Origin of the sequence: uncultured Draconibacterium sp. (assembly GCF_913063105.1) — a bacterium.
Taxonomy (GTDB): domain Bacteria; phylum Bacteroidota; class Bacteroidia; order Bacteroidales; family Prolixibacteraceae; genus Draconibacterium.
In genome coordinates, this window is record NZ_CAJXYQ010000003.1 from 229,084 (window position 1) to 249,104 (window position 20,021).

The 20,021-nt window shown below is 41.0% G+C and carries 16 protein-coding genes and 2 pseudogenes; 8 read left to right on the forward strand and 10 right to left on the reverse strand.

From position 1 onward, the window contains the following. Positions 1 to 92: 92 nt before the first annotated feature. From QZ574_RS04245 to QZ574_RS04270, 6 genes and pseudogenes are all read right to left on the reverse strand, one after another. Positions 93 to 272: pseudogene (locus QZ574_RS04245) on the reverse strand (helix-hairpin-helix domain-containing protein); the annotation flags it as partial. Positions 273 to 389: 117 nt separating this feature from the next. After that, positions 390 to 650 (reverse strand): annotated as a pseudogene (gene rpmA / locus QZ574_RS04250) (50S ribosomal protein L27); the annotation flags it as partial. A gap of 19 nt (positions 651 to 669) precedes the next feature. Next, complete coding sequence (gene rplU, locus QZ574_RS04255; RefSeq protein ID WP_297087124.1) at positions 670 to 981, reverse strand: 50S ribosomal protein L21; 312 nt, start codon at positions 979 to 981, stop codon at positions 670 to 672. A gap of 275 nt (positions 982 to 1,256) precedes the next feature. Continuing rightward, positions 1,257 to 1,442, reverse strand: a complete 186-nt coding sequence (locus QZ574_RS04260) for a hypothetical protein (RefSeq protein WP_297087126.1) — start codon at positions 1,440 to 1,442, stop codon at positions 1,257 to 1,259. A 133-nt stretch (positions 1,443 to 1,575) separates the two neighbouring features. Beyond that, positions 1,576 to 2,301, reverse strand: coding sequence for a hypothetical protein (locus QZ574_RS04265; RefSeq protein ID WP_297087128.1), 726 nt, complete (start codon positions 2,299 to 2,301; stop codon positions 1,576 to 1,578). A 2-nt stretch (positions 2,302 to 2,303) separates the two neighbouring features. Beyond that, on the reverse strand, positions 2,304 to 2,807 hold the full coding sequence (locus QZ574_RS04270) for a sigma-70 family RNA polymerase sigma factor (protein ID WP_297087131.1): 504 nt from the start codon (positions 2,805 to 2,807) through the stop codon (positions 2,304 to 2,306). A 276-nt stretch (positions 2,808 to 3,083) separates the two neighbouring features. Here QZ574_RS04270 and QZ574_RS04275 point away from each other — a divergent pair, with 276 nt between their 5' ends. Together QZ574_RS04275 and QZ574_RS04280 are read left to right on the forward strand one after the other, a co-directional pair. Next, positions 3,084 to 3,674 (forward strand): bifunctional nuclease family protein, encoded by a 591-nt coding sequence (locus QZ574_RS04275; protein WP_297087133.1) that lies wholly within the window; start codon positions 3,084 to 3,086, stop codon positions 3,672 to 3,674. 104 nt (positions 3,675 to 3,778) lie between these two features. Continuing rightward, positions 3,779 to 5,230, forward strand: coding sequence for a nucleoside transporter C-terminal domain-containing protein (locus QZ574_RS04280; protein ID WP_297087135.1), 1,452 nt, complete (start codon positions 3,779 to 3,781; stop codon positions 5,228 to 5,230). On the opposite strand, the gene QZ574_RS04285 is transcribed toward QZ574_RS04280, so the two are convergent. Further along, the gene (locus QZ574_RS04285) at positions 5,208 to 5,675 is read right to left on the reverse strand and encodes a hypothetical protein (protein WP_297087136.1); all 468 of its coding nucleotides are present in this window, start codon (positions 5,673 to 5,675) and stop codon (positions 5,208 to 5,210) included. The two genes, QZ574_RS04280 and QZ574_RS04285, sit on opposite strands and share 23 nt — an antisense overlap. Before the next feature lie 564 nt (positions 5,676 to 6,239). On the opposite strand from QZ574_RS04285, the gene QZ574_RS04290 reads away from it, so the two are divergent. The 4 genes from QZ574_RS04290 to QZ574_RS04305 all read left to right on the forward strand — a co-directional run bounded on the left by QZ574_RS04290 (position 6,240) and on the right by QZ574_RS04305 (position 12,464). Continuing rightward, positions 6,240 to 7,475, forward strand: coding sequence for an ammonium transporter (locus QZ574_RS04290; protein ID WP_297087138.1), 1,236 nt, complete (start codon positions 6,240 to 6,242; stop codon positions 7,473 to 7,475). 429 nt (positions 7,476 to 7,904) lie between these two features. Then, positions 7,905 to 10,538: a valine--tRNA ligase gene (locus QZ574_RS04295; protein WP_297087140.1), complete on the forward strand. Its 2,634-nt coding sequence runs from the start codon at positions 7,905 to 7,907 to the stop codon at positions 10,536 to 10,538. A 156-nt stretch (positions 10,539 to 10,694) separates the two neighbouring features. Beyond that, positions 10,695 to 11,441, forward strand: coding sequence for a hypothetical protein (locus QZ574_RS04300; RefSeq protein WP_297087143.1), 747 nt, complete (start codon positions 10,695 to 10,697; stop codon positions 11,439 to 11,441). A 309-nt stretch (positions 11,442 to 11,750) separates the two neighbouring features. Next, on the forward strand, positions 11,751 to 12,464 hold the full coding sequence (locus tag QZ574_RS04305; protein ID WP_297087145.1) for a redoxin domain-containing protein: 714 nt from the start codon (positions 11,751 to 11,753) through the stop codon (positions 12,462 to 12,464). A 263-nt stretch (positions 12,465 to 12,727) separates the two neighbouring features. Here QZ574_RS04305 and QZ574_RS04310 read toward each other — a convergent pair whose 3' ends face one another. Further along, complete coding sequence (locus tag QZ574_RS04310; protein WP_297087146.1) at positions 12,728 to 13,381, reverse strand: hypothetical protein; 654 nt, start codon at positions 13,379 to 13,381, stop codon at positions 12,728 to 12,730. Positions 13,382 to 13,494: 113 nt separating this feature from the next. On the opposite strand from QZ574_RS04310, the gene QZ574_RS04315 reads away from it, so the two are divergent. Then, positions 13,495 to 14,616 carry a carboxypeptidase-like regulatory domain-containing protein gene (locus tag QZ574_RS04315; RefSeq protein WP_297087148.1) on the forward strand — a complete coding sequence of 374 codons (1,122 nt, stop codon included), beginning with the start codon at positions 13,495 to 13,497 and terminating at the stop codon, positions 14,614 to 14,616. 87 nt (positions 14,617 to 14,703) lie between these two features. Here the strand turns inward: QZ574_RS04315 and QZ574_RS04320 are convergent, their stop codons facing one another. Then, positions 14,704 to 16,017: an efflux RND transporter periplasmic adaptor subunit gene (locus QZ574_RS04320; RefSeq protein ID WP_297087150.1), complete on the reverse strand. Its 1,314-nt coding sequence runs from the start codon at positions 16,015 to 16,017 to the stop codon at positions 14,704 to 14,706. Between the two features lie 150 nt (positions 16,018 to 16,167). Next, positions 16,168 to 17,418, reverse strand: a complete 1,251-nt coding sequence (locus QZ574_RS04325) for an aspartate kinase (protein ID WP_297087152.1) — start codon at positions 17,416 to 17,418, stop codon at positions 16,168 to 16,170. 160 nt (positions 17,419 to 17,578) lie between these two features. Between QZ574_RS04325 and QZ574_RS04330 the strand changes: the two genes are divergently transcribed. Continuing rightward, a complete protein-coding gene (locus tag QZ574_RS04330) occupies positions 17,579 to 19,957 on the forward strand; it encodes a prolyl oligopeptidase family serine peptidase (RefSeq protein WP_297087155.1) in 2,379 nt (792 codons plus the stop codon). The last annotated feature ends 64 nt before the right edge of the window (positions 19,958 to 20,021 follow it).

Consider the following 20,021-nt stretch of genomic DNA (forward strand, 5'->3'; position numbering starts at 1 on the left):
AGAAAAGTTGAAAGAACAAAAAAACTCCTGCCGAAACCGACAGGAGCTTTCCTATTTTTTTTGAGGGGCAAACCCTCTGGTCTATCAATATCTTAAGCCAAACCTTTAGCTTCTTCAATCCATGGTTGTGGATCTTTTGAAGCGTAACGGCTTCCTGCAGCTTCAAGTACTTTCTGAATTGCTTCAACCGAAGCGGCAGCAACTTCAGCGTAAGTGGTAAAACCACCTTCAACCAATACTTCAGCTAGTTTAGGACCTACACCTGTTAATTTAGTAAGATCGTCGCCTTTAGCTTCAGCTTTTGGCGCTTCTTCTTTTACTTCTTCAACAACCGGAGCTGCTTCTTTTTTAGGAGCTGCTTTTACAGGAGCTTCTGCAACTGCAACATCTGCATCAACAACCGGAGCTACCGATACATAAGAGCGGTTATTTCTTCTTTTTCTGAAAACAACAGTTCCGTCGATCAATGCAAATAATGTATGGTCTTTACCCATACCTACATTGTCGCCTGCAAAATGTTGAGTACCACGCTGGCGTACTAAAATATTACCAGCTTTTGCAAACTGACCTCCGTAAATTTTTACTCCCAGTCGTTTACTTTCCGATTCGCGTCCGTTTTTCGAACTACCTACACCTTTTTTGTGAGCCATGGTAAATTTTTTTTATTCGTTATCCAACTATGGTTTCTACTTGAATTTGAGTAAACTGCTGACGGTGACCATTTTTCTTTTTGTAACCCTTACGGCGTTTCTTTTTGAAAACAATCACTTTCTCGCCTTTCACATGTTCCAGCACCTTGGCTGTAACTTTTGCACCTTCTACGGTTGGTGTTCCAACGGCAACTGTGCCATCGTTATCAACCAGTAAAACTTTGTCGAAATCAACCGATGCTCCTTCTTCTGCATCCAGGTGATGTACGAAAAGTTTTTTGTCTTTTTCTACTTTGAATTGCTGTCCTGCAATTTCAACAATCGCGTACATAATTTCACTTTTAATGTTTACACCGTCAGGCGGATTTCCTAATGGATTTCACTTATCTGAGCCTGAACGATTCAAAATTCGGACTGCAAAAGTAGTTATTTTTAGATAATTAGCAAATAATGAAGGGTTTTATTTGGGATTGTTTTATTTCTTTTATCTGGAGGGAAATCCGAACCACAAAATAAAGCAATATTTTAAAACATTCGCTGAAGAATTTATGCTTTGCTTTTGATTTTTAGTCAAGGGGTTTGAACAGGCTTCTGTAGGATCAGAATTTAATTCATAATCTTCTCTACAATAAACAAAAAGTCAACCTTGGCGGTTGCCCCCATCGGCCTGAATATGGGCTTTACATTGGGAACGATTGAGACTACGTCACCGTGCAAACGGTTTAAAAACTGTTCGAGTTTTAACTGGTCTTCCTTCATGTTTAACTCGAAATGGTGTATTTTGTATTTCATGGTTGCCGATTTTTGGTTACCTAACTTTGAGTGCTGTTGTAGGTTTAACTTTTATAAGGGCCTGCATCAATTTCTTTACAGATTTTGATGATTTTTTCTGATGCAGGCCACTTAGCTGATATCGACTGTTTGATTAAAGCTTTACTAAAATCACAAGGAGTATCAGGAACCCAATAATTAAGGCCAGAGCGAGCAATAATTTTTGGGTTCGGTCTTGTTTTCGTTGCAGTTCTATGTTTTCTGAAACCAGTTTCAGGTTGTCGTCATTGAGGTCGTTGAGGCATGTTTCAAGATGTTTTATATGGTATTTTATTTGTCCGTGGTTAATAATGAAATTGAATACAATGCCAAAAACAATAAAACCCAAAAATACAATAAAGTCTACGCCGCTTAGTGGGCGAACATAACCGTAGGTGCTGTAAAAGTAGGCCAACGATCCGGCAATAAAAACAAACAAATAGGTGCACGAAACGGAAAGTAGCGTGCTAAACATCCTGGTTTTTAAATAGGTAAGCATCGAAACCAATTTTGCGCGCGTATTTTGCCCATAATCGGCGGCTTCAGTAAAGCGGTTCAGCATTTTGTACTGCAAATATAAAAGGGGAGCGAGCAATACTATGCCTGCAACAGTAATCAGCATAATAGTTGTTGTTCCAAAATACAGGGCAAAATCGATGGCGAGTACCACCAGTGCCACTACTTTTAAAACCAGATCAAGAATGATGATATTCTTTATTTTTTGGTTCGTATCATTCGAGCGTCCGGCTATAAATTGTTCGATGGATGCGCTGTTATAATCAGAAACTTCCATCAGTTGTTCTGCTTTGTTCCACATGTCTTTTAATTTTTTGTCGTTCATGGTTATTCGTTCATGGTTGAAAAAATTATTTCTTCCAGTTTTCGTTTAATCCGAACCAGCTTTACGCTTACATTCGTTTTTGAGATTCCAAGTATTAAAGCTATTTCGTCGTAGCTTTTTTCTTCAAGCCAAAGTAGGATTATGGCTTTGTCTATTCGGTTAAGCCTGGCAATAGCCTGGTAAAGAAGCTTAACCTGTTCCTTCTCGTCAGAATTTTCAGTGTCGTTACGATCGTTTTCGTTCAGCTGCTCAAAATGAAGTCCCTTGTCTTTTTTTCGTACATTGCTAATTGCTGTATTTAATGCTACGCGATACATCCAGGTGCTGATTTTTGCATCGCCACGAAAGTTAGGGTAAGATCGCCAGAGCTGAAGACAAATGTCCTGGAAAAGATCTTCACGATTTAAACTTCCGTTGGCGTAAACCAATGTTATTTTATGGATTATTGCCTGGTGTTGCTCAATCAGTTCGCTAAATGTTTTTTTATTTACACTTTGGTTCTTCATTTTTTAAGTCTCGCTAAATAGGTCGCAAAAAGTGGAAAAAAACTACAGCAATAGGTAAAATATTTTAGACTGACTTAATTACAGCCTGTTTATACGTCGGAATTTCATGTCGGTTTGCCCTTTGTTGCTTTTAAATTGTGCCTGTTTTTAGCGCACCGGCAACTCAAAATTCAGTAGCTTTTGGTTGTTTCTTCTGAAAACGTTGATTTTAATGGAATGGAACCAAAATGATTATTATATTTGTTTGCGTTGAAAAAGATACAGGCCAAACTAAGTATGCAAAAAATACGCTTAAACATTTTAGGATTATCGGTAAGTCAAACTCAATCAGGAGCTTACGCGTTGGTGTTGGCAGAAGAAGGCGGAGAGCGCAGGATTCCTATTATTATCGGGCCTGTTGAAGCACAGGCAATTGCCATTCAGCTGGAAGGCTTAAAACCGCCCCGCCCGCTAACACATGATTTAATAAAAAACATTGCTCTGGCTTTTGATATTGCTCTTTTAGAAGTTACCATTTATAAATTGGAAGAAGGCATTTTTTACTCGGAGCTTTTGTGTGAAATGAATGGAAAGGAGATTCGGATTGACTCGCGAACCTCCGATGCTGTTGCTTTAGCACTGCGGTTTAGGTGCCCCATTTACACATCCGAAGATATTTTGCAAAAAGCAGGCATTGTTCTGGAAACCGATGATGAGGACTCGCCGATACGTAGTTTGGCTGACGACGATGAACCCGAATTTGCAGCATCGTCATACGCGCAATATTCAACCAGCGAATTACAGGATTTGCTAAATGAAGCCATTCAGGAAGAAGATTACGAAAAGGCATCGATTATTCGCGATGAATTAAATAAAAGAGAGAAGTAAGGTATAAAATGAAGGCTCAAAAATACCTCTTTTTTACCTGAATGCGCCCACTGTAAGTATGGGTGAATTAAGAAAAGAGGTGAAATGAAACGAAAAATAATCAAATGAAGCGCATATTTTTATTGCTGGTAGTAATTGCCGGCATTTTCTTTTTACATCCACAGGTAAGCACTGCCTCCGAAAGTATTCCGGGTGCTGCAGAGTTGCTTGCTCCGCAAAACGATACAGCAAACATATTGTTGTCAAAAGAAAGAGAAAATCCATTTTCGATTTTCACCTTGCTTCGGGGATTGTTGGGGATGGCAGCCTTAATAGCTATTGGCTTTGCTTTTAGTTCAGATAGAAAAAATATTCCGTGGCGCACCGTTGGAATCGGACTTCTTATTCAGGTTCTTTTGGCTTTGGGCGTGTTGTATGTGCCTTTTGTAAGAGTGGCATTTGAGTTTTTCGGACAGATTTTTGTGAAGATTCTTGATTTTACAAAAGCCGGTAGCGAATTTTTATTGGGCGGCTTAATGGATGCCGATACCTATGGATTTATTTTTCTGTTTCAGGTGCTGCCAACCATAATTTTCTTTTCGGCGCTAACCTCCTTGTTGTTTTATTGGGGAATAATTCAAAAGGTAGTTTATGGTTTGGCATGGGTGTTCACCAAGGCATTAAAAATATCAGGGGCTGAAGCTTTGTCGGTGGCCGGAAATATTTTTCTTGGGCAAACCGAATCGCCATTAATGATTAAAGCGTATCTCGATAAAATGAGTAAGTCAGAAATATTATTGGTGATGACAGGTGGAATGGCCACTCTTGCCGGCGGGGTATTGGCGGCTTATATTGCCTTGCTGGGCGGCGACGATCCGGTTCTTCGGCTCGAATTTGCAAAGCACTTGCTAACCGCATCGATTATGGCAGCTCCGGCGGCAATAATTTTTTCGAAGATGTTGGTGCCGCCAACCGGAGAAATTAACCAAGACATGGAAGTTAGCCGCGACAAAATTGGCAGCAATGTGCTGGATGCTATTTCTAATGGAACTACCGAAGGCGTTAAACTGGCTGTAAATGTGGGCGCTATGTTGCTGGCATTTATTGCGTTTATTGCCATGTTTAATTTTATTATTGGCAAAATTGGCGACTGGACGCATTTAAACGATGTTATTGCCGATATCACAAATGGCAAATACGAAGAGTTTTCGCTTCAGTTTATTTTAGGCTATACTTTTGCACCGCTGATGTGGTTAATTGGCGTATGTCCCGAAGATATTGCAGTTGTAGGACGTTTACTTGGCGAGAAACTTATTTTAACTGAATTTATTGGCTACATCAGTTTAGCCGATTTAAAAGCTTCGGGAGCATTTACAGAAACCAAGTCGATTATTATGGCTACCTATATATTGTGTGGCTTTGCTAATTTCTCTTCTATTGGTATTCAGATTGGAGGCATTGGCGCATTGGCACCCAAACGCAGGGTGCTGCTTTCGCAGTTCGGCATGCGGGCATTGTTGGCCGGAACTCTGGCTTCGTTAATGAGTGCTACTATTATTGGAATGATTCTGGGCTAAGCACAAGAACCTCGTCAGAGGATAATGATAATAAGACTGAGAGTTCGGCTTTTAATTCGATAAATACATCCATGGCGCATTCCGGTGCAGGTAATATCGGGTCTATCCAAACATTGTTGGCATTCCCCGACCAGTATCCACTTTGCCCTTCAATGGCTAAATCAACAGTATTTTCAAATAACGAGAGGTAATTCTTGGCTTTCTTTAGCTGTTTTTTGTTTCCTTTTTGGTAGCAAATACGCGCATTGTAAATGTAGTTGTATAACCTGGCCGGAAAATGCCAACTGGTAGATTGCTGGCACCAGGCGCTATTTTGTTCAGCGCGGCCAACTGCTGCTTCCAAATGATCCAGCGTTTGTTCAAATGCCGATTCACCCGGAGGCTCAACAGAAAATGCCAGAAAGGGCATAACCAGAATGCATAAAACAACGATCTTGTACCTCATGACAATACACACAGCTTTAACTATTGTATGCCTATATACAAGAACCTGCTTTGTTGCAATAAGAGCTGAATAAATCAACCCTTTTTAATATGTAAATGAATTTGCGTCCTTCTATAAATATATTCGGGAAATAGCCTAAAGGTAACCCTGTTTTGTCGTGTGCATGAACCGACGGGGTTTGTTTAATATTAATTCAACTTTAACACGCTCTTATTTAGAGTGAATTTAAAAAAGTGAGAATTATCATGAATTTGCCACCTGAATATAGTGTTTGAGTTTTGTTGCAAAATTATTTTTACCCCATACAAAATTTTGAATTATGAATATTTTTTTGGCAGATGATAAAGTAGACCCTTCTGAAAAAATGATAAACCGTGTTCAAACACAAATTCTGGGATCTTACCCCTGTCTTTTCAAAATGGCATTATATCGCATTTGTGCATTTCAAATTGTCAGAAAAAGTAATTTGATGGTTTTGAAATGACAGGATGATTGATTTTAAAGTGTCAAATTATTAAATCTATATTCTATTTTCGGCCTCCTGATTTTAAAAATGTAAAAATTATGATGTTCGACAAAGGTCTCACTACTTTTATGATTATTGCCACAAGTTTGGTAATGTTAATGACTCCGGGTTTAGCTTTCTTTTATGGCGGACTGGGGTGTAAAAAAAATATTTTAAACATAATGATGCAAAGTTTTGTGTCCTTAGGCATAACAACCATTTTGTGGATAAGCTTTGGTTATTCAATGTGTTTTAGTGGAACCATGGCTGATGGAAACGATTTTTTTGGCATAATTGGGAATTTAGATAAAGCCTTTTTAAATGGGGTGACTTCCAGTACACCCTACTCGCCCGATAGAAATTTCCCGGAATATATTTTTGTAGCCTACCAAATGATGTTTGCTATTATAACACCCGCGCTGATTACCGGTGCTTTTATTAACCGTGTAACATTTAAGGCCTATGTTATTTTCCTCATTTTATGGCAAATATTTGTTTATTATCCCTTTGTTCACATGGTGTGGGGAGGCGGAATTTTAGCCGAATGGGGCGTACTTGATTTTGCCGGTGGAATAACAGTGCATGCTACTGCCGGATTTGCTGCACTGGCATCGGTGTTTTTTGTTGGAGCACGTGCCGAAAAAGGAACCGGCCCCAACAATATTCCGCTCGTGGCAATTGGTACCAGCTTGTTGTGGTTTGGCTGGTATGGTTTTAATGCCGGTAGCGAGCTGGATGTGGATGCGGTAACCGCCCAGGCTTTTTTGAATACCGATGTTGCTGCTTCGGTAGCCGCTATTACCTGGTTGGGCATTGAATGGACAACCGGCAATAAGCGTCCTACGTTTATTGGCTTAATGACCGGCGCTGTTGCAGGTTTAGCTACCATTACTCCGGCTGCGGGTTTTGTTTCGCTGGGTACTGCTATGTTTATTGGGCTTTGCGGAGGTATTGTGTGTTACCAGGCCGTAAAATTTGTGGAGCGCAAACGTTGGGACGATGCCCTTGATGTTTGGGGTGTGCACGGAATAGGCGGTGTACTGGGGACAATAATGCTCGGTTTATTTGGAACTACAGCTGTAAATGCAAGCGGTGCCAACGGTTTGTTTATGGGTGGTGGCTTTGCTTTTTTCCTGAAACAGATTGTGGCGATTATTGCAGCCTCGGCCTGGGGATTTCTTTTTACACTTGGTGTGTTAAAAGGCATTAACCGTTTTGTGCGGGTTAAAGTAGGCCGTATGGATGAAAAGAAAGGACTTGACCTGGGCTATCATGGTGAAGTTGCCCGACAATAAGAAAAACCAATAATAGATATAGTTCAGCCACGGATAAAGCAGTTTTGCTGTTTTGTTCGTGGTTTTTTTGTTTAAGAAAGGTAATAGTACCTGGCTGATAAAGTTTTTGAGACCTCCTGAGGCACTTTCTTGCTTTCCTGTAGTTTTTTTTCACATCCTGCAACATTTACAATAGTCCTGCAACATTTCTTTGCAGTCCTGTAAGGTGATAATGCATCCTGCAGGTAAATTTGCAGTTCCTGCTAAACAGGATTAAGAAAAATCACGCAGGAATGGTTAATAAGGTATTTTCACTGTTCATGAATCCAAAGTAAGCTTTAACTTTTTTATATTCTCGAGCGGTTAAACTCTAAACTCTGAATCTAAACTCTGAACTTTAAACTTTTAATTGTACTTTTGCCCCTCAAATTTTTAGCTAGATATTTCAAAATGAGTCAGAAGGAAATTCCGAGCAAATACAACCCGGCCGAGGTTGAAGATAAGTGGTATAAATACTGGATGGACAACAAGTATTTCCATTCAACACCCGACGAGCGTGAACCTTACACCATAGTAATACCGCCACCAAATGTAACCGGCGTATTACACATGGGACACATGCTAAACAATACTATCCAGGATATTTTGGTCCGCCGAGCGCGTATGACCGGTAAAAATGCCTGCTGGGTGCCGGGAACCGACCACGCATCAATTGCCACCGAAGCAAAAGTGGTGAACAAACTAAATGCTGAAGGAATTGATAAATACGACCTCTCGCGCGATGAGTTTTTAAAACACGCCTGGGAGTGGACCGACAAACACGGTGGAATTATTTTGGAACAGTTGAAAAAACTGGGTGCTTCGTGCGACTGGGACCGCACGGCCTTTACCATGGACGAAGCCCGCAGCGAATCGGTGATTAAAGTTTTTGTTGACCTGTTTAACAAAGGAATGGTTTACCGCGGTGTTCGTATGGTTAACTGGGACCCGGCCGCAAAAACTGCCCTTTCGGATGAAGAGGTGGTTTATAAAGAAATGCAGGGAAAACTGTACTACCTGAAATACCAGATTGAGGGAGAAGATGAGTTTGTAACCATTGCTACCACACGTCCGGAAACAATTTTAGGCGATACAGCCGTTTGTGTAAATCCGAACGACGAACGTTTTACCCACCTTAAAGGGAAACGTGTTTTAGTGCCACTCGTAAATCGGTCTATCCCAATCATCGAAGACGAATATGTTGATATGGAATTTGGTACCGGTTGTTTGAAAATTACACCTGCCCACGATATTAACGACTACGAAATTGGCATGAAATACAACTTGCCAAGCATCGATATTTTTAACGATAACGGAACATTAAGCGAAAAAGCTGAACTGTTTATTGGTGAAGACCGTTTTGATGTTCGCGATAAAATTGTTCCTGAATTGGAAAAAGCAGGAAACCTTGCCAAAATTGAAGATTACACCAACAAGGTAGGGTTCTCGGAAAGAACCGATGTAGTTATCGAACCAAAATTGTCGGCACAGTGGTTCCTGAAAATGGAAGAGCTGGTAAAACCGGCTTTGGAAAATGTGATGAATGATACCATCCAATTCCACCCCCCGAAGTTTAAGAATACCTACAAGCACTGGATGGGCAACATTAAAGACTGGTGTATTAGCCGTCAGTTGTGGTGGGGACATCAAATTCCGGTATATTACCTTGAAGACGGAACTTACGTTTGTGCCGAATCAGCAGAAGAAGCTTTGCAGCTTGCTAAAGAAAAATCGGGCAATACCAAGTTAACGGCTGCTGATTTAAAACAAGACGAAGATGCGCTTGACACTTGGTTCTCAAGCTGGTTGTGGCCTATTTCTGTTTTCGATGGCATACGCGAACCGGAAAACGAAGAAGTAAATTATTACTATCCATCATCTGACCTGGTAACAGCGCCCGATATTATTTTCTTCTGGGTAGCCCGAATGATCATTGCCGGTTACGAATACCGCGACGATTTCCCATTCAAAAATGTATACTTTACCGGAATGGTGCGCGATGCACAACGCCGTAAGATGTCGAAGAGTTTGGGTAACTCGCCCGACCCGCTCGATTTGATCTCCAAGTACGGTGCCGATGGTGTTCGAGTGGGCATGTTGCTTTGTTCGCCTGCCGGTGGCGATTTGCTTTACGACGACAGCATGCCGCAACAGGGAGCCGGATTCTCAACAAAAATATGGAACGCTTTCCGTTTGGTAAAAAACTGGGAAGTGGCCGATATTGAACAACCGGAACACTCGAAACTGGCCATCGAGTGGTTCAGAAATAAATTGGGAGAAGTAGTTGAAACATTAAACGCACAGTTCGATAATTTTCGGATCTCGGAAGCTTTAATGACCGTTTACACCACCGTTCGCGACGAATTCTCGGGTTGGCTGCTGGAAATGGTTAAACCTGCATATCAACAACCAATCGATGCAAAAACCTATGCCGACGTAATCGACTTATTCGACCAAATGTTGCGCTTAATGCATCCTTTTACGCCGTTTATTACTGAAGAAATCTGGCAATTACTGGAAGAACGAAAAGAAGGTGAAAGTATAATGGTTTGCCAGCTTCCTAACGATGTAAAATACGATGCCGAATTACTGGCAGCTTTCGAAGATGTGAAAGAAGCTGTTTCCGGAATTCGTAAAATCCGTAAAGAAAAAAATATTGCTTTTAAAGATGCCATTGAATTTTCGGCACAAAAAGGCGACAAAGGGTTTGATGAAACCTTTAACAGTATTCTGATTAAACTTGGAAATCTTTCAAACTTCAATTTGGTTGAAGAGGAAGTAAAAGGTGCTGCTTCATTTCGCGTTAAATCTTCTAATTTCTACATTTCGCTCGATGGATTTATTAATATGGAGGAAGAGTTGAAAAAAATGGAAGAAGAGCTGAAATACGCCAAAGGATTCCTGAATACAGTAATGAAAAAACTGGGTAATGAACGTTTTGTAAACAATGCACCCGAAGCGGTTGTTGCCAAAGAAAAAGCAAAACAAGCTGATGCTGAAGCCAAAATTAAAGTGTTGGAAGAACGCATCGCTTCGATGAAATAACTTATAGGAAGCAGTCCTCTATGACTCAGTTATACGATGACTGCTTCTTCAATAAATCTCCCTTAACAGCTGTTAAAAACGGGTTAAATAATGTTATCTTCAAAATGGTTACATTCTTTTACATAGATTTGCAATCAGAAAAAGAATGAAGCATTTATGTATAAATATTTACTCTCGTTAATATTTGTTTTAGTTTGTATTTCAGCCTGGTCGCAGGAAGATGACTTTCCGGTAGATCCAATGCTGATTGAATTAAAGGCAAAAATTCTTAGTTCTGCTGATAGCTCGGCAGTTCCGTATGCAAATATTATTAATCATCGCACGCACAGCGGCACCATCACTAATGGCGAAGGGGTTTTTACCCTTGAAATGCTGAATATCGACTCGTTGGAAATTACTTCGGTGGGGTATAAGCCATTCATCTTAAAGGTGCCTTCTTATTATACCGGATACGAAATTCTGACCTATTACATGGAGCCTGTTTTGTACAATGTTGGCGAGGTAACTGTTGAAGGACAGGCTAACCAGCTTGATTATTTCGATCATGGAAATCCAATCGATATTGATCCGACCTTACGTGGCGATGCTTTTAACGAGAAACCCCCGATTATTGCAGCTTTGGTAAGTCCTTTTTCGTTTGCGCAATATTATGGCAAACGCGAAAAGCGCAAGCGACAGGTGCGCGAGGATATGGCTATTATGCGAAATTGGGAAATGCATGCAAAAAATTACAACAAAGAAATGGTAATGAAACTTACCGGCTTGAATGAGGTGTATGCTGATACTTTTATGATTTGGTTTAATGGGCAGAATGTGTTGCCGTATACAGCCACCGAATACCAGGTTCGGGAATCGATAGTTCAATACTACCAGTTGTTTAAATTAGATTACGATTTGGAATAATCGACTCAGAAATTCGACAAACTGTAAACAGAATGTTAATAAAATACAACAGGGTATTAAAATCTTAATAACTCCATATGTCAAATAGTAGGAAAAAGTGTCCTTAAAGTTATGAATTGAAAGCAAAAGTTGCGTTTAAGTATTAAAATGCAGCAAAATCCAATAATTTGTATTTGCTAATTAAAAAGCAATGATTTAGGGGGGTAATAAAACATGTTGTTCAGCATAAAATGACGCGATTGAATGGTCGTAACTTCGTGATGCAATCATTTAATATTCAAAGTTATGAAACGATTAATGTTTTCCTTTATGGCATTGATTCTAGCCACGGGAGTCGCTCTGGGAGGCGATTACAAAATACCCTTAATAGGATCTAAAGCTCCTAAATTCAGTGCAAACACCACAAATGGGAAGATTACATTTCCGAATGATTTCGGAAAGAGCTGGAAAATTTTGTTTAGTCATCCTGCGGATTTTACGCCGGTTTGTTCTTCTGAATTATTGGAATTGGCTTACCTGCAACCAGAGTTTAAAAAACTAGGTGTTGAGGTAGCAGTAATATCTACCGACAATGTAGATTTACACAAAATGTGGGAAGCCCATCTGGAAGAGTTGAACTACAAAAACCGGGGGCAGCTTGAAATTCATTTTCCCATATTTGAAGACCCTGACGGGAAGTCCTCGCGGCTTTACGGTATGTTACACGAACCGGTGAGTACTAATCGCGACATACGTGGCGTATTTATTATCGACGATAAAAATGTTGTACGCTCGGTTAATTTTTACCCGGTAGAGGTAGGCCGTAACATGGGCGAATATGTGCGAATGGTAGAAGCGCTTCAGTTGTCGGATGCCCAACAGGTTTTTACACCGGCAAACTGGAATGAAGGAGACGATGTTATTGTTCCTCATTTTCCTTATACCAAAGAAGAACTTGCCGCTAATCCGGAGTTGGAAGAGCAATACTACAGCGTGGGAGACCGTATCTGGTTTAAGCGAGGAGTGTCTTCAACGCAAGATTAATAGCATAGAAAAATGCAATTTTCATAGAACCATGTTAAGTTCGAACACTGAATAAGGGTATTTGCTCTGCAGGTACCTTTTTTTCCTCATTTTACAAAAAAAAGAAAGCCTGGTAATGGGCCAGGCTTTCAAATGAAAGGGTAAACTTTCATTATTTTGCAATCAAGTAATAAACACAGTTATGTAAACCGGTTTACTATTGTAAATTATTTTAACAAGTAAAAGGTGGTTTTGTTAACTGTGTTTCTATCTTTTTAGAAAAATTATTGGCCCATTTCACTTTTAAGCAGCTTTACCTGGTTGCTTAATTTTGTTATTTGTGTGTCTTTTTCTTTTAACTGGTTTTGAAGCTGTACAGCTTCCGAGCGAACGTTCTCCAATTGTTTTTGCAGTGTACTTAATTTGTTTTCTCCTGCTTTTATTTTTCCTTCTAAAACTTTGGCTTGTTCGTTTAGTTTATTGATCTCAAAATTCTTCTGGTCGATAAGCGTATTTTTGGCCGATACTTCATTCTCCAGTTCATCAGTCTGCTTCTGTAAGGCCTCGATGCTCGAATTTTTACTCTCCAGGGCATTGGTAAGTCGTTGTTTTTCAAAATCCAGATTAAAGCTGGTTTCTTGCAGCGATTCTTGTTTTTTATTGAGTTCGGCGGACAGCGCAGCCATTTCTTTTTTCAAGTCGGCAATGTCTTGGTCCTTTGTAGCATTGTTTTCCAGCAGTTCATTTTTCATGGCCTCAAAGTCGGCAATTAGGGCTTTTATGCGTTCGGCTTTCTCATTATTTTCAGCATCGAGTTTTCGCGATAATGCTTCAGCTTTTAACCTCCCGGCCTCCATTTCAAGGTATTTCTTTTTCGATACGCACGACGATAATCCAATAACAATACTCAGAATCAGGACGATATATTTCTTACTCATAATTTTCTTTTTATGTTCAAAACAAAGATACACAATAATAAACTGGTATTACAACGTTTTAATAAGCGGGTATGGTATTTATTTGTTACTTTTATTTTTTAAAATTGATAGCCATGAAGAAAGCAATTATATTCGTTTTTACTGTATTATTAATACTCTCAGCACAGGCTCAGAACGGTTCAAAAGTAGCTCATGTTATTAAAGGTAAGGTTGTTGATGCAACCAGTAACCGGCCTGTTTCCTATACAAATATCGGCCTTGAAGGAACCTTTTTTGGTACCGCAAGCGATGCCGATGGGAATTTCGAGCTAAAAATTCCGGAGGAGATGGTTGAGAAGGCGATTTACTTTTCGGCCGTTGGGTTCAAAAACAAACAATTTCCTGTAAAACAACTGTTTGAAAAAGAATTTGTAGTCGTTAAGCTCGAGTCGCAATCTTATGGGGTAGAGAAAGTGGATGTTGCGGCCCAAAACATGGTGCTTATCCGCATTCTACGAATGGCATCAGAAAATATAAAATACAATTTTGGCTCCGGACCATTCAACATGCACTTTGCGTATTCAGTAGAAAAGACGATAAATGGCGAAGTGCAAAATCCACAGCTTGCATCTGTTTTGCTTTTCGATGAAACCGGCTATGCCTCGCCATCAGCGCTTGATGCATTTAAATCGCGTAACTATAAGATTACCAAAGAACAAAGTCCCGATGATTATCGTTTTGCAACAGCTCAACTCAATCTCGACGATCTTTTGGCATTAGACTGGGTTCGCTCGGCAGCTGGGGTACTTAATCCTTCGCTATTAAACGCTTATCAGCTCTCCTTAGATAGTCAGCCGGTTATCGATGGAAAAGAGTATTGGGTAATTGCATTTAGCCCGCGCAAGCCTTCGGTAATTACAACCGGCGATTACTATGCCAGCACCTTTAAAGGAAAAATCAGCATAAATAAAGAAGATTATTCGATATTGAAAATTGAAGGCCAGGTGGTTGCACCCAGAAATAACCGACAGGGACGGGCGCTGGCTATCGGGCAAAATGTTACCGAGTTTTTCACCGATGTACTTTATACCTATGTGGTAGATTACCAGGACCTTTTGTTAAAGCGTGTAAGCCTTGATAAAAATTATTTATTGAAGGGTGAACAAATCTCAGAGCAATCGGTGTTGGAAATGAATAGGGCGCATACAAATAATTTAACGCAGATTGAAAATCGTAATTACTTTCCCGGAGAATAACTCTTATTGGAATTTTCAGATAAAGAAACAGGGCTGTAATTTAGTTGCAGCCCTGTTTTTTTTATCGTTGAGTGTACTATTATGTACTTATTTTTTTGAGGAGAATAATTCTTCTTCTTTCACCTTTTTAACCAGCATGCTGTCTTTTAAGGTTTTATTTATTGAGGTATAAGGGGCGATTACTACCTCGTCATCTTCCTTGATTCCCTTCAAAATTTCTATGCTGTTATTGTCTTGAATTCCGGTTTCAACTTCGGTTTTTATTACCCGTCCGTCGGTATATAAAAATACAACTTCTTGTTTTTCTTCACGCTGAGTTGTATTCTCTGCTTCTTCAGTGCTTTGGGCCTCATCTCCAATTTCTTTTGTTCCGCCATCTTCTTTTTTAATGCGGGTGGTAACTGCCGAAATCGGAACAGAAATAACATTTTCGCGGGTTTCTGTCAGGATGTCAACTGTTGCAGACATTCCCGGGCGAAAAGGGTAGAGGTTGCCGTTCTCCTCGTCAATCAGGTCTGCGTATGATTCGTGCAGCAAAAACACTTTTACATCAAAATTGGTAACCTGGTCGGAGCTGGTGCCGGTTACACTGGCTGAGTTGGCAATTTCAGTAACTATACCTTTAAATTTGCGGTTCAGGTAAGCATCAACTTCTACCAGGGCGGTATCGCCTTTCATTACTTTTACAATATCGTTTTCGTTTACTTCTACCTGCACTTCCATGCGGTTCAGGTCGGCTACGGTCATCATTTCGGTACCAACCATCATACTGGTTCCTACAACACGTTCGCCTTTTTCAACATTAAGTGCCGAGATGGTGCCCGAGATGGGGGCATAAATTTTTGTTTTTACCAGCTGCTCTTCAGCTTCGTCGAGCGATGCCTGCGCACTCAAAACCGAATATTTTGCTGCCCGAACTTCGGCCTGAGTTACTTTGTAGGCTGCTTCGGCCGATTCAAACTCCGAGATCGGGATGGTGCCTTTTTCATACAATTGCTTCGAACGTTTGTACGATAGCTCGCTCTCAATCTGTTGAGCTTCGGCTTGTGCCAGTCTGGCTTTCGATGAGTTTAACGCGGCTTCAGCCCGGTTAACTGCAGATACATACATTTCGGGTTTAATTACACAAAGCAGTTTGCCTTTTTCAACCGCATCGCCATCCAATACATGCAGTTCAACTATCTCGCCCGCTACATCGGGGCTGATTTTTACTTCAGTTTGTGGCTGAATTTTTCCATTGGCCGTAATAAACTCAGTTATGGTTTTGCTTTTTACGGTTTCGGTGGCAATTTTTACGGTAACATCGTTGCCCAGCCAGCCTTGTTTTTTACCTACAACAAGTACCACAATAATAAGTACGGATAGGCCAATAATGTATGGAAGAATCTTTTTTTGCTTCATTTCTGGAAGAAGTTTTTTTTATAGGTAATAAATCGCTTCTTAAAATTACAAGAAAATACCGAACTGTTGACTATAATTTTTAAGGAGTGCTTATTTTGTTGAATTTCAGTTGTAAAATAGAATGATAATGGTTTTTTAGCTACCTTAAATTTACTCTTTTACCAGCATTCGGGCTGTTAATCGGCTGTGTTGTTCCAGGTAAATATCTTTTTCCTTTACCATCCAGTCGAGTACCTCTTCGGTATAATGCCTGATGGTTACCAGAGTTAAACCGGTATTGTAACGGATGTGATAGTCGGCTGACAGTTCGCTGAAAATCTCCTCCAGGTTCTCGTCTGAAGCATCAGCCACAATGTTTAAGTCGATGGCCGATTGTTGCATTAAGGTAACTTTTATAAGCTTCTCCATTAGAAATTTAACCACGCGCTCAATGTCGCTTATGGAGATAATCGAAAAATCAAGCGCCGAAAGCGTAATTAGTACCTGGTTTTCTTTTAGGATAAAAATAGGAGGCAATTCAATTTTATGATCGATTTTATGAATTATCGTTCCCGGATTTTGGGGCTCGGCAAAGGATTTAACCAGTAGAGGAATGCCTTTGTTGTGCAGCGGTTGCATGGTTTTGGGGTGTATTACTTTTGCCCCCGAGTGGGTCATCTCCACAGCCTCTTTGTACGACAGTTCGCTAATCATTACCGTATCGCTCATTTTTTTTGGGTCGGCACTTAAAATGCCCGGAACATCTTTCCAAATGGCAACACTCTCGGCTTGCAGCGAGCTGCCAATAATTGCAGCCGTAAAATCTGAACCTTCGCGGCCCAGCGTGGTAGTTAAGTTGGTGGTTGTTGAACCGATAAAGCCTTGTGTAATAAAAAGCGTTGAGCCGTTAAAGCCAAATTCTTTCCGAATCAAATCACCTGTCCAGTCCCAATCAACACGTGCATCGCGGAAGGTGTCATCCGTTTTCAGGCAAGTTCGTATATCAAGCCAGGTGTTTTTATGGCCCGTGGCAGTAATGTAATCGCTTATTATCCGGGTCGACACCAACTCGCCGTAACAAATAATCTGGTCATACTCAAAATTATAATCAAACGACGGTCGGGTATTCAGTTTGTGTTCGAGCTCAGAAAACAGTTCGTAAACCCCCTGTGGCATACCTTTTTCGCCAAACAGACCGGCAATAATATCGATGTGGTAATTTTTAAAATTGCTGAAAATGGTCCACTTTTCATCCTTGTTGTTAAAATAGGCTTTTATAAGTGTTTCAAGTAAATCGGTACTTTTACCCATAGCCGAAACTACAACTGCCAGTTTCCCGTTTTCACTTTTAATTATTTCAAAAACATTTTTTACCGCGGCCGCATCTTTAACCGATGCGCCTCCAAATTTAAATACCTTCATACAAATATGGCTTTAAGCTAACGAGCAATGCGCTACGAGCTGTTTAACATTACAAATCTATATTTTTTGAAATAACAAAATGCTAATCTTTGTTACAGAAATGATTTTATTAAAAGTGCTAATTTAGTTGCCTCGGAAAATAACACATAAAATACCTGGTATGAAATTTACTGTCTTTTCTCTTTTTTTACTGTTTTCATTTGCAGCTTTTAGCCAGATTGAGGAACTTAACCAGAGTTCGCTCACTATAGAAAAAATAATGCAGGACCCGGCCCAATGGATTGGTACTTCGCCATCGGGTATTACCTGGAGCGAAAGCAGCGATAAAATTTATTTTCAATGGAATCCGGAGCAAGATACACTGGAATCGATGTATGCGTACACAATGTCAATCAAGGCAATTGACAAGGTAAGTTTGGATGAAAAAAAGATACTGCCCGGACGCCGTGGCGATTACAACAGCGATAAATCAAAAAAAGTATATACCCGCAATGGCAACCTGTTTCTACTCGATTGTATAAGTGGAAAAGAACAACGACTTACCGCCTGGCTGGAGGGTGCATCATCGCCGGAGTTTGTGTTAAACGATAGTTGTATCGCTTTTACCAAAGACAATAATTTATTTACCATAGGACTTGAAACAGGTAGCATCGCGCAGCTTACCAATTTTGTTTCAGGATCGGAAAAAAAGGAAAAAACAGTACCGGAGCAGGAAAAATGGCTGGAACAGCAACAGGAAATGTTTGTGGTTTTGCAAGACCGCAAAGCAAAAAATAAAGCGCGCGAAAACCGGCAGGAGGCTGAAAAGGAAGCCGAGCCATTAAAAATATACACCGGTAAAAAACGCGTGATGGATGTATCGCTGAGCCCTGGCGGCAACTATATTATTTACAGCCTTTACGAAAGGGCAGCAAATGCAAAAGCTACCTCGGTAACACATCATGTTACTGAATCGGGGTATACCGAAGAGCAAAGTGCCCGCGCAAAAGTGGGTAGTCCGCAGGGCAGGATGGAAATGGGTATTTTTGATGTAAAAAACAACAAGCTGATATCAATTGATAAAACACAAATTCCCGGCCTCAAAGATTTGCCCGATTACCTGAGTGATTACCCGGAACAATTGCCCGAAGAGGGCGAAGAAGTAAAAGACAGGGAGCTGAATTTGTTGGGACCGGTTTGGAACGAAAAAGAAGATTTGGCAGTGTTGGTGGCTTTGTCGGAAGACAACAAAGATCGTTGGATTTTATTGCTCGACCCTGCAACAGGAGACCTTGAGCTGCTCGACCGCCAGCGCGACGAAGCCTGGATTGGTGGCCCCGGAATTGGAGGCTGGGGCATGTCTGCCGGAAATATGGGCTGGATGCCCGATGGAGAGTCGGTATGGTTTCATTCCGAAGAATCGGGCTACTCGCATTTATATGCCGTAAACAGCAAAAGCAAGAAAAAAACCACCCTTACCAAAGGCGATTTCGAAGTGTCGGAAGCTTTTATTTCAAACAACAAGCAGCAGTTTTACCTGACAGCCAATAAGGTGCACCCCGGGGTGAAGCATTTTTACAGTATGCCGGTTTGGGGCGGCAAATTAACGCAGCTAACCTCAATGGATGGCGGTAATGAAGTTACCCTGTCGCCCGACGAGAAATACCTCGCCATTCGTTATTCGCAAGCCAACAAACCATGGGAACTGTATTTGCAGGAAAATGTGCCCGGAGCTGAGGCGGTGCAACTTACACAGTCAACCACCAAAGCGTTTAACGAATACAACTGGCGAATGCCCGGGTTTATTACCTTTAAAGCCAGCGATGGCGCCAAGGTGCATGCCCGTTTGTACCGCCCCGAAGAAGCGCAAGAACAAGGGCCTGCCGTAATTTTTGTGCATGGTGCCGGTTATTTGCAAAATGCACACAAATGGTGGAGCAGCTATTTTCGTGAATACCAGTTTCATAATATTTTAGTTGATAACGGTTATACCGTGCTGGATATCGACTACCGCGCCAGCGCCGGTTATGGACGCGATTGGCGTACCGGAATTTACCGCTGGATGGGTGGCCTCGATCTGTCGGACAATGTCGATGGCGCCAACTATTTGGTAGAGTCCTGCAATGTCGACCCACAAAAAATTGGAATTTACGGCGGGTCGTACGGCGGGTTTATCACCCTTATGGCCTTGTTTACCAAACCCGGTGTATTCAAGGCCGGGGCAGCCTTGCGCTCGGTAACCGACTGGGCACACTACAATCACGGATACACCTCAAACATTCTGAACACACCGGTGCAAGACAGCCTTGCCTTTGCCAAAAGTTCGCCTATAAATTTTGCCAACGGATTGCAAGACAACTTATTAATGTGCCACGGTATGGTCGACGATAATGTGCAGTTTCAGGATATCGTTCGCCTTACACAGCGTTTTATCGAGCTCGGAAAAGAAAACTGGGAACTGGCCGTTTACCCGGTTGAGCCACATGGCTTTCGCGAACCCAGCAGCTGGACCGACGAATACAAGCGTATTTTTAAATTGTTTCAAGCGCATTTAAAATAAGATTAAAAGTGAGCGGATGACTACAAATCACCCGCTCACTTCTTTCAATCTCATTGCTGATAAT